The 10,870-nt window shown below is 61.7% G+C and carries 9 protein-coding genes, 1 tRNA gene and 1 pseudogene; 6 read left to right on the forward strand and 5 right to left on the reverse strand.

The genetic code is table 11. The annotated features are described in order from the left end of the window. Window positions 1-3: 3 nt before the first annotated feature. Complete coding sequence (locus AWB69_RS36085; RefSeq protein ID WP_062091574.1) at window positions 4-1,221, forward strand: DUF1501 domain-containing protein; 1,218 nt, start codon at window positions 4-6, stop codon at window positions 1,219-1,221. A 47-nt stretch (window positions 1,222-1,268) separates the two neighbouring features. Here AWB69_RS36085 and AWB69_RS36090 read toward each other — a convergent pair whose 3' ends face one another. The 4 genes from AWB69_RS36090 to AWB69_RS36105 all read right to left on the reverse strand — a co-directional run bounded on the left by AWB69_RS36090 (window position 1,269) and on the right by AWB69_RS36105 (window position 5,208). Beyond that, window positions 1,269-2,162 (reverse strand): squalene/phytoene synthase family protein, encoded by an 894-nt coding sequence (locus AWB69_RS36090; RefSeq protein WP_197500394.1) that lies wholly within the window; start codon window positions 2,160-2,162, stop codon window positions 1,269-1,271. A gap of 243 nt (window positions 2,163-2,405) precedes the next feature. Beyond that, window positions 2,406-3,209, reverse strand: a complete 804-nt coding sequence (locus tag AWB69_RS36095; RefSeq protein WP_062091575.1) for a transglutaminase-like domain-containing protein — start codon at window positions 3,207-3,209, stop codon at window positions 2,406-2,408. Between the two features lie 28 nt (window positions 3,210-3,237). After that, window positions 3,238-4,134 (reverse strand): transglutaminase family protein, encoded by an 897-nt coding sequence (locus AWB69_RS36100; protein ID WP_062091576.1) that lies wholly within the window; start codon window positions 4,132-4,134, stop codon window positions 3,238-3,240. 252 nt (window positions 4,135-4,386) lie between these two features. Then, window positions 4,387-5,208 carry a sigma-70 family RNA polymerase sigma factor gene (locus AWB69_RS36105; protein WP_062091577.1) on the reverse strand — a complete coding sequence of 274 codons (822 nt, stop codon included), beginning with the start codon at window positions 5,206-5,208 and terminating at the stop codon, window positions 4,387-4,389. A gap of 199 nt (window positions 5,209-5,407) precedes the next feature. On the opposite strand from AWB69_RS36105, the gene clpP reads away from it, so the two are divergent. Further along, the gene (clpP, locus tag AWB69_RS36110) at window positions 5,408-6,022 is read left to right on the forward strand and encodes an ATP-dependent Clp endopeptidase proteolytic subunit ClpP (RefSeq protein ID WP_062091578.1); all 615 of its coding nucleotides are present in this window, start codon (window positions 5,408-5,410) and stop codon (window positions 6,020-6,022) included. A gap of 84 nt (window positions 6,023-6,106) precedes the next feature. Here the strand turns inward: clpP and AWB69_RS36115 are convergent. Next, window positions 6,107-6,193 (reverse strand) — tRNA-Leu (locus AWB69_RS36115). A 407-nt stretch (window positions 6,194-6,600) separates the two neighbouring features. On the opposite strand from AWB69_RS36115, the gene AWB69_RS36120 reads away from it, so the two are divergent. The 4 genes and pseudogenes from AWB69_RS36120 to AWB69_RS46350 form a co-directional block, all read left to right on the forward strand. Continuing rightward, window positions 6,601-7,023, forward strand: coding sequence for a DUF2946 domain-containing protein (locus AWB69_RS36120; protein WP_062091579.1), 423 nt, complete (start codon window positions 6,601-6,603; stop codon window positions 7,021-7,023). Window positions 7,024-7,124: 101 nt separating this feature from the next. Beyond that, window positions 7,125-9,530, forward strand: coding sequence for a TonB-dependent receptor (locus AWB69_RS36125; protein WP_082913743.1), 2,406 nt, complete (start codon window positions 7,125-7,127; stop codon window positions 9,528-9,530). A gap of 62 nt (window positions 9,531-9,592) precedes the next feature. Next, a complete protein-coding gene (locus tag AWB69_RS36130; protein WP_062091580.1) occupies window positions 9,593-10,672 on the forward strand; it encodes a PepSY-associated TM helix domain-containing protein in 1,080 nt (359 codons plus the stop codon). A 16-nt stretch (window positions 10,673-10,688) separates the two neighbouring features. After that, window positions 10,689-10,870, forward strand: a pseudogene (locus AWB69_RS46350) (IS110 family transposase); the annotation flags it as partial.

Below are 10,870 nucleotides of genomic sequence, written 5' to 3' on the forward strand. Positions count from 1 at the left end.
CCCATGAACCGACGCGACTTCCTTTCGATGACCGGTGCAGCCGGCGCCTTCGCGCTTGCGCCCTCGGCATTTGCGGCAGCAAGCCCGCACCCGGTCGAGATGCGTTCGAGCGGGTACGGCAACGTCCTGATCCTGGTCGAACTAAAGGGCGGCAACGACGGCCTGAACACGGTGATTCCGTTCTCCGACCCCGCATACGCCACGTTGCGCCCAGGGATTGGTATCAAGCGCGAACAGGTCATCCAGCTCGACCAGCGCACGGGTCTTCATCCCGCCATGCAGCCATTGATGCCACTCTGGAAAGACCGGCAACTCGCGATCGTGCAGGGCGTCAGTTATCCGCAACCGAATCTCTCGCATTTCCGGTCCATCGAGATCTGGGATACCGGCTCGCGCTCGGATCAATATCTGCACGAAGGCTGGCTCACGCGCACGTTCCGCGCGCAGCCCGTGCCGGCAGGATTCGCTGCCGACGCCGTGGTGATCGGTAGCGCTGAAATGGGGCCGCTTGCGAACGGCGCTCGTGCCGTCGCACTCGTGAATCCCGCGCAGTTCGAGAAACAGGCGCGGCTTGCGACGCCGATATCGCTGAAGGAACGCAACCCCGCGCTCGCGCATATCCTGGATGTGGAAAACGAGATCGTGAAGGCGGCCGACCGGTTGCGTCCGCGTGCCGGCCAGTTCGCGCTCAAGACGCAATTTCCGGGCGGTGCATTCGGCACCTCGATCAAGACGGCCATGCAAGTGCTTGCCGCGACCGATACCCCTGCTGGCGTGCCGCAGACGGGGCAGGGCGTCGCGGTGATCCGGCTGACGCTCAATGGTTTCGATACCCATCAGAACCAGCCGGGTCAGCAGGCGGCGTTGCTCAAGCAGCTATCGGACGGAATGGTTGCGATGCGCTCGGCGCTGGTCGAACTGGGCCGATGGAACGAGACGCTCATCATGACCTATGCCGAGTTTGGCCGGCGGCCCCGCGAGAACCAGAGTAACGGCACGGATCACGGCACGGTCGCGCCGCATTTCGTGATGGGCGGCCGTGTGAATGGCGGCCTTCATGGTGTGGCGCCGGAATTGGCAAGGCTGGACGGGAACGGCAATTTGCCGGTGGGCGTGGACTTCAGGCAGATGTACGCGACCGTGCTTGGGCCCTGGTGGGGAATGAATTCCACCGCGGTCCTCGGGCAGAAGTTCGAGACGCTGCCTTTGCTGCGGGCTTGAGGCTCGGCGCGTCAGGAAGCGGGGCCACCCAACCGGACTCCCCGGACTTATCGGACGCGCCAACTGATCCACAGTTTGCGGATAGGTGTCAGCGTAATCCGCTGATGAAGCACCTGGAAGTTTTCGCGTTCTATTTCGTCGAGCAAGGCCAGCGATAAAGCCGCTTGCGTCCGCAACACACGCTGGGTCGCGCGTTCGTCCGGGGGGATAGCGTCCAGTGACTGCTTGAGCGCTTCGCGTGCCCGGCCGGTCTGGAAGCGCATGAGGTCAGTGAATGCATCGCTGTATTTGCGGTTGATGAGATCGGCAGCGGTGACATTGAAGCGCTGCATTTCATCGATAGGAATATAAATGCGGCCGTGGCGCGCGTCGTCGCCGATTTCCGCTATACGCTCCGCCAGCATCAACGCCGTGCCAAGCGAATTGGCCCAGCCCGGTGCATCATCCGGACGGCGTGCGCTCGCGCGGGCGACGATCAGGGCAAACGCGCCGCCGACGTTGTCCAGATAACGCCGCAAACCCGTCCAGTCAAGATAACGCGCCTGATCGAGGTCCATGCTGAAGCCGTCGACCAGGTTTTCGATCGACGTCCGCCCTTGCTCGTCGAGAACCGGGGTGTTCGCCCGATGCGCGGCGATCGCCTTCGTCACCGGATGGGCGGGTTCGCCACCGAACAGGCTGGCCAGTTCCTTTTGCCACCAGGCGTGTTTGGTGCGGCCAATGGTAGGGTCGCTGGTTTCCTTGACGGTGTCTTCCAGCTCCCGGCGCAATGCGTAGAACGCTGTCAGAAGCGGCTGTCTGGCAGAGGGCGCACGGCGCAGGGCGTAGTACGTGCTGGAGCCATCGGGCGCGGCTTTTTGCTGGCAGTAGTCGTCGAAGTTCACGGCAATGGAAGGTGATGACGGCGTAAGCCGATCAGTCCAGGCCAGAAAAAAAGCCATTGAAACTCAATGGCTCGCACGTGTTCTGGAGACTGGACAGGTAAGGGAGGATGCAGCGTTTTCTTTTCGGTGCAGCACGAATCTGGTTCACTGCGCTGACTCACTACACGCGATGTTCAGCCTGAATTATCCCCCGGATGGGAATGTGCTGCAAGGCGGGGCGGAACAGGTGCCGCCACAGGGTGGTGCGGGCCTGTTCCGTGCGGCGCGATCTCAGTTTGATATCCGAAGTAAACGCGCTTGTTACTGCGCCTGGCAAATTACATCGAATTTGAGCAGCTTGGTGGGACCGAACGTATTGCTGATTGCGACATCGGCGGCATCGCGGCCTCGCGCCATCAACACGCGGCCCATTCGCGGGACGTTGTTGCGCGCGTCGAAGGTCTGCCAGCTTCCGCCGATAAAAGCCTCGAACCACGCCGCGAAATCCATCGCGGTATAAGGCGGCGGCATGCCGGCGTCGCTGATATACCCCGTGCAATAGCGCGCCGGAATGTTCATCGCGCGGCACAGCGTGACGGCCAGGTGCGCGAAGTCGCGGCATACGCCCTGACGCTCGTTATAGGCTTCCCACGCGGTCTTGGTCGGCCGCGCGTGCGCATAATTGAACACAATGTGGTTATGCACGAAGTCGCAGATAGCCTGTACTCGCGGGCGTCCCAGCGGTGTGTTGCCGAACGTTTTCCACGCGAAGTCCGACAGCAGGTCCGTTTCGCAATATCGGCTGCCAAGCAAGAACACCAGGCATTCGTTGGGCAGGTTTTCGACCGGATGCTGTTCGCCATCCGGCCCGGGTTTTTCATATTCCGCCGGCACCTCGAGCAACGCCGACGTCGACAGCGCTATCTGGCCTTCGGGCGCGACAATCCGGCTGCACAGGTTGCCGAAGCCATCGCGATACTGCGAGATCGGCACCGGTGGGTTGACCACCAGCAGGTCGGCGAGCAGGACCTGGGGCGCGAACGAAAAATGCGTGTTCAGCATGAGAAGCATGGGTGTCGGCTGCAGACACTCGTAGACCAGCTCGTAACCAACGCGGAGTTTCATGGGAGTGGCCTTTCTATGGAAGAGGACATCAGCGGTTTTCGGTCACGCTGACCTCGACATCGAGGCTGCGGAACGAGCCGGGCTCGCCGTTCCAGGTTCCCCATAGCGGGAGGGCCTGATGGTGGTCCCATGCAACCGCGACGCGGATGAGATGACGGTTGCCAATCAGGCTGTTGGTCGGGTCGAAATCGACCCAGCCAGCGCCGGGAAGATAAATTTGCAGCCACGCGTGCGTGGCGCCGCCGCCGCGCGTGGTTTCCAGCGGAGTGTCCACCGGGGTGTCCAATTCAGGCACGAAGATGTAGCCGCTGACGAACCGCGCTGCCAGGCCGAGCGAGCGCACCGCATCCATCATGAACACGGCGAAGTCCCGGCAACTGCCGGTGCGCAGGCGCAACGTGTCGGCGGGGCGATTCACCCCTTTTTCCGTGCGGCGGACGTACTTGAAGTCGTCGTTGATCGCCTGGTTGATCTTGCGCAGCAGCGCCATCGTACCCATGGGTTCGCCGGGCGTGACGAAACGGTTGGCCCAGGCATCGACATCGCCATCCGGTTCCGGCCGGTTCCGCGCGTTCACCAGATCCGACGCTTCCTCATTCGTATACGCAAACGGAAACGTGGCGGCGTAACGCTCGAGCGCGTAGTCCGGGTGCGGCGCTTCGAAATGCTCGAGCGTGACTTCGCTTTCGAACGTCAACTCCGTCGCCTGGCTATCGAACGTGGCGACGGCCACCGAGTTGTCGAAGATATCGTGCAGCCAGCGCAGGCGCGCCGGTTCCGGCGTGATCTTCAGTTGCATGGTCACGAGGCGCAGGTCGTGGCTGGACCTCGGCCGGAACAACATTCGATGCTCGCCGAAATCCACCGGTTCTGAATACCGGTAGACGCTTGTGTGCCGGACGGTAAAGCGTTGTGGCTCGTTCACCTGATGCCACCGCTTGAGCGAAGACCAACAGGCAGGAGGCCGCTGGTGAGCCTGCTCCGCGACCTTACCGCGACTGTCGCGGCCTGATGGTTGAAAGCCATTGTGGATCCTTGATCGAGGTGGCTGGACTCTCCAGGCACCAGTTTTCAGGATACACGAGACGGTTCGAGCGAAAGAATTCGTTTGCGGCTTGGCCGGCGGCCCCGTGCAGGCGTTTCCCCGCCGCTGCACCGCGGCGTCTGCACGAACGCGTCAGGCGAGCACGAGGGAGGACGTGCGCTCGCCGATGACGGTCGGGCGCAAGTCGATGCGGCCCATCCGCAGCCGCGTGATCAATGCGTGTGTCAGCCGGGCAGCCTGCTGCTCGGCGATTGCCGCCGCGGCTACAGGAGTGGCTGGAGCAAACTCCGGCGCCGTGGCAAGCGTCAACGCGACCAGCGCGCTGACATCCTGGCGCGCGATTGCATCGAGTAATGACTCGATTGCGGGCTCAATTGCGTGCTCGCGATGGACCGTATGCGCTGTGTCCTTGTTTTCCCGATCGTCACGCACCCGGCCTTTCGCGCGATGAACCATTTGCCGGCAATGCGCGGCGCTCCGGTTAAGGATCTTCGCGATGCTCGCATAGTCCGCCTCGAACGCTTCGCGCAGCAGGAACGCCGCCCGTTCCTCCGCCGACAGCCGGTCGAGCACGCGGCGCATTCCGTACGATAAATCCGATGCCTGTTCCGCAAGCGTCTGGGCCGATGGAGCGTGATCGATGGCATTGAACCCGTCGACATTGTCGATCCCCCCGGGCAAAGGCGCTTCATGTTTCAGACGCCGCAAGCGGTCGATAGCGGTACGTTTTGTGACGATTGCAAGCCAGGCTGCGGGCGCGTCCAGCGCATTGTCTCCCGCGATACCCGCTGTGCGCTGATGCAGATGCCATTTCACGAACGTGTCCTGAACGACGTCCTCGGCGTCCGCGCGCGCACCGAGGATCCGGTAAGCCAGCGAAAACAGCCGTGCGCGCGACGCCTCGAAGAGGGCGAGTTGCGCCGTGTCGCGATCGATACCCGTATCACCAGTCATGCAAGGTCCCCTCAATGACGTGCTTTCACTCTGTAACGGCCTGACGGCTGGCGCCACGCGAATGTGACAGCCCCAGGCAAAAATATATCGCGTGAACGGGCGTCACGCACGGACGACCTCGTGCGTCATATCGGCTGAGGCATGCATCTTCGCCTCCACGCTCAAGCGATATCGGCAAAAACAAAGGAACCGCAGCGAAATGAGTCCCCACACGAATCCCCACAACCTCGGCCTCGTGCCAACTGTCATTGAACACACCGGACGCGGCGAACGCGCCTACGACGTCTATTCGCGGCTGCTGCGCGAACGCATCATCTTCCTGGTGGGACCGGTGACGGACCAGACGGCGAGCCTGGTTGTCGCGCAACTGCTGTTTCTCGAAGCCGACAACCCCGAGAAGGACATTGCGCTGTACATCAATTCGCCGGGTGGTTCGGTCTACGACGGCATGGCGATCTTCGACACCATGCAGTTCATCCGGCCGGACGTGTCCACGCTGTGCACCGGATTCGCCGCGAGCATGGGGACGTTCCTGCTGACCGCGGGTGCGAAGGGCAAGCGGTTTGCGTTACCCAACGCGCGCATCATGATCCACCAGCCTTCGGGCGGCTCGCAGGGCACGGCTGCCGATATCGCCATCCAGGCCGAAGAAGTGCTGTATTCGCGCCGGCGCCTGAACGGGATCATGGCGGAGCGCACGGGGAAGAGCGTGGAGCAGATTGCTGCGGACACCGACCGCGATAATTTCATGTCGGCGGATCAGGCGCGGGAGTATGGGTTGATAGATGAAGTGCTGACGCAGCGAGCCGCTTGAACCGGGCGGCGGCATCATCGGCCAAAAAACCGGCCGCACAAATGACGAAGCCTCGCTGTTTTCAGCGAGGCTTCGTTTTCAGCTTGGTGCGTGAGGTCGGACTCGAACCGACACGACATTGCTGCCGTCAGGACCTAAACCTGGTGCGTCTACCAATTTCGCCACTCACGCGCGTTTATGCGGCTAGTTTAAAGCGGGTTCGGAAGGGAGGGGAAACATGCAATCCGTGCCCAACCACCTCGTACCCCTCGTACCATCTACCGCGCTTTTGCAACTTCGGGAAAGCGGATTTCCCGGCGACGCAGGGGTGTGCGTCGCGCCAAGCCCGGCATTCTAACCGAATCGATGTCCAATGTCTCCATGCGCAATATGCACGTGGACGGACTCGCCGGGATGGCAGGCAGAACCGGCCGGATGCGGATGAAGCCAAAACATCGAACATCCGCTGTCGATCAGTCGATTCGTCGATACAACCTGAAACTTCCGCCTGATACCCCGAACCGCATTGCGTGGCACGAACGACGTGCTTACAATCGCCTCTCATTCTCGTTTGTCCATCCGCGGCTGAAGTCACCCCGATGAATCGCACCTCGCGCAATCGCCTCGTTGCATGGCTCGGCATGGCCGCCATGTGGCTGGCTATTGTCGCGCCGGTGATTAGCCAGACGCTGGCGTCGCGTCAGCAGGGTGTCGATCCGCAAACGGCGATCTGTTCCGCCGATGCCCTCGCGCAGATCGTTCCATCCGCGCTTTCTTCCACGCCGCATGCGGCGGTGGAAAACCACGAGCCAGCGGGCAATCACATGGCCGGCGCCGATTCGTTCGACGCCTGTTCGTATTGCGGCCTGCTTGCGCACAACATGCCGCTGGCGTCCGCCCAGCCTGCCACGCTGCTGCGGGTCGAACGCGTCACGCGCCTGGCCGCCGTGCCGGTTACGCAAGTCGTTCACGTCAAGTCGTTCAATGCCGCGTCTCCGCGCGCGCCGCCCGTCGTTTCCTGAAGTTCGTCCGTATCGACTGCTCTGGCTGTTTGCCGTGATTACGCGCGCCGTTTAAGCGCTCGTGGCCGGACGGTTGCGTCCACTTATTCAGGATTTCTTCGATGCTCAAGCTCCTCAAGCGAGCACGGCAGCCGTCAGGCTGCCGTGCCGCCGTGCGTTCGCGCGCGTTCACGTTTCGTCGTTTGGCATTTCATCGCCATGCCTGCTTGCCGCTTTCCCTGATGGCGCCGGTCTTTGTGCTTGCCGCGCCCGCCGTTGCAACATCGGAAAGTACGCCCGATCGTCGCGACGCCGATGCCGTCCAGCTCGCCCCGGTTGTTGTCACGAGCACCGCGGGTTCATCGGTGCGTTCGCCGCTCGATCCGAACCTTCCCGCCACGACCGCAACTGTCACCGCCGAGCAGGCGCAATACTGGAACGTGGTCACACCCGAAGACGTGCTGAAGTACGTGCCGAACATGGCGGTGCGCAAGCGGTTTATCGGCGATGTGAATTCGCCCATTGCCGTGCGCGGCACGAGCAATTCGCAAACGGCGCGCGGGCTGGTTTACGCCGACGGATTGCTGCTCAGCAATTTCCTTGGCAATACGTTCACGTTCGCGCCCCGCTGGTCGATGGTTTTCGCCGACGACATCGAGCGCACCGACGTGATCTACGGTCCGTATTCGGCGCTGTATCCCGGCAACTCGATCGGCGCGACGGTGGCCATCACCACCCGCATGCCGGAGAAGTTCGAAGCCGATGCCCACGTGCAGGCGTTCAGCCAGCACTTCAATCTGTTCGGCGTGAATCGTAGTTTCAACGGCACGAATTCGTCGGCGTCCATTGGCGATAAAAACGGCGACCTGTCCTGGCTGATCGGTGTCGATCATCTGGAAAACACGGGCCAGCCGCTGCAACTCGCGACGCTGGCGGCGTCGGCAATGCCGGCGAAGGCGACCGATCGTCCGGTGACCGGCGCGTATTTCTACAACGACCAGAACAACAACCGCACTGCGGTGCTGGGCGTGACATCGGAAGGCATTGAGCGCATCTTCCAGGACCAGTTCAAGCTGACGCTCGCGTACGACCTCACGCCCACTTTGCAAGCCGGCTTCACGCTCGGTTACTGGCATCAGAAGTACAACAGCGACACCCAGTCATTTCTCCGCGATGCTGCCGGCAACCCGGTCTATAGCGGCCTCGTGAATATGGGCGGCTACGAATACAACGTACCTGCTGCAACGTTTGCGCCGAGCCAGGGAGCCAGCGAAAACTTCCTGTACGGGTTGTCACTGAAAACGCGCCACGCATCCGGCTGGAACGCGGAAGCTGTAGCGTCGTATTTCGATATCACGCAGAGCATTGCACGCACCGCGAATTCAGGGGCGCCGGGCAATGGCGCGGGAACGATCGCATTCGGCGACGGCACCGGCTGGAAAACACTCGACCTGCGCACGTCCTGGACACCGGCCACGCCCGCCGCCGGTCTGGGCGCGCACTGGCTGTCGTTCGGCTATCACTACGACAACTATTTCCTCGACAACGAAACCTACAACACGCCCACCTGGCGCGACGGCGGCGGGACAACATTTGCCAACGCATTCGGCGGACGCACGGAGACGCAAGCCGTGTACGCGCAGGACGCATGGCGGTTCCTGCCGCGCTGGAAATTCACCTACGGCGCGCGCTACGAGAACTGGAACGCGTATGACGGCACGCGGGCGGTTGGATCTACCTCGCTGAACTACGCTGAAGTCAGCCAGAGCCACTGGTCGCCGAAGGCCTCGCTGTCCTTCGATGTCACGCAAGACCTGTTGCTGCGTGCATCGATAGGACGGGCGTATCGCTTCCCAACCGTCGGCGAATTGTTTCAAGGGCAGATCACGGGTTTGTCGATCGTCAATAACAACCCCAACCTGAAGCCGGAAGACGATCTCTCGAAGGAACTGACAGCCGAGTGGCAACACGGTAACGGCGTATATCGATTCACGCTGTTTCAGGACGATGTGAAAAACACGTTGTTTAGCCAGACGAACACCACCGTGATTCCGAACATCACGAACTTTCAGAACATCGACAAGGTACGTTCGCGCGGCATCGAGACAAGCTACGAAGGGCAGGACGTGCTGATTTGCGGCCTGGACCTCACAGCGGGGCTGGCCTACACGCAATCGAAGATCATCGCGAACAGCGGCAATCCGGCGTCGGTGGGCAAGTACTTCTATCGCATCCCGTTGTGGCGCGCGAATGTGGCCGCGACCTGGCGCGCGACCAGCCAGAGCGCCGTCACGATCGCCGCGCGTTATTCGGGCCGCGAATACAACACGCTCACCAATACCGATACCAATCCGAACACCTACGGCGGCACGAGCACGTACATGGTCGTCGACGCCAAATTCACCTTCCGTCCTACGAAGCGAACCGAGCTCGGCATCGGCGTGGATAACCTTTTCGATCACCGTTATTACGTGTTCCATCCTTACGCGGGCCGGACGGTTTATGTCGAAGGCCGGATCGGGATCTGACGGTCGTTTCGGGGCTCTTGGGTCTTCCGGGTCCGCAGTCAACTTATAGAAGGACACCTCATATGCAATCCGCATCTCTTTCTGACGCCCGCCTGGCGGCGCGGCATCGGTTGTTATGGCGCTGGCATTTCTATGCCGGCTTGTTTGTCATGCCGCTGCTGCTGGTCCTCGCGATCACCGGCACGCTGTACTGTTTCCAGCCGCAGATCGAACCGCTGCTGTGTCACGACCGCATGATCGTCGATGCCCGTACCGAGCCGCGTCTGAGCCAGCAAGTCTTGCTGGCGAAAGCGACCGCCGCTGAACCGCACGACGCCGTGGCGACCACGGCGGTCATCAACACCGACCCGCGTCGCAGCGCCGAATTCGTGTTCCGCCTGAAACCCGGATCGAGTGAAAGCGTCTATCTCGATCCCTACACCGGTGAGGTGCTGGGCAGGCTGAGCGTCGAGAACCGGTTGATGAAGCAGATTCGCAATTTGCATCGCGGCTTGATGCTGGGCAAGACCGGCGAGATCCTGATGGAACTGGCGGGCTGCTGGACGCTGGTGATGATCGGAACAGGCATTGCATTGTGGTGGCCGAAGGCGCGTCAGAAGGGTGGCCGGTTCGTGCCACGGTTGTCGTCGTCGAAAGGCCGTGTCTGGTGGCGTGAATTGCACGCGGTCGGCGGTGCATGGCTCGCGCTTGGCGCATTGTTTTTTGTGCTGAGCGGGCTGCCATGGTCGAGCACGTGGGGCAAGCAATTCAAGGCGTTGGCGACGTCCGCGCAGCTTGGCTATCCGCAAGGAGCGTGGGGGAAGGCGCATGTGCATTCCGCGAAGCCTGCGATGAACATGGCCGATCCATCGATGGCCGGCATGAAGATGGACGATCTGCCGTTGCCGCAGACACCGTGGGCAGTGGGCGCTACGTACGTTCCGCACAGCTCCGCGCACACCGCCGACGCCACGATGGCCCTCGACAAGGTCGTTGCGCTGGCGGCGCAGGCGGGCGTCAGGAATGGCTATGACATCGTGTTGCCGACCACCGCCGAGATGGAATGGACACCGCCCTCCCTTCGGGGAAGTGGGCTTGATGGAGGGCCTCCAGAACCGAACGGCATCAATGTGCCAAAGTGGAGTTGCGACACAACCACTTGAGGAACGGAGGCCCTAAATGAATGCTACGACATATGGACTGGATGTTGCAAAGCGGGTGTTCCAGATGTACTGGGTCGACGCGCTAACTGGCGAGATAGCCAACCGCCGGTTCGGACGCGACGATTTAATTGCGTTTCTTGCCCAACGTCCTGCTGGTCGAGTAGCCCTCGAAGCTTGCGGAAGTGCTCACTGGTGGGC

This window comes from Caballeronia udeis (genome assembly GCF_001544555.2).
Lineage (GTDB): Bacteria > Pseudomonadota > Gammaproteobacteria > Burkholderiales > Burkholderiaceae > Caballeronia > Caballeronia udeis.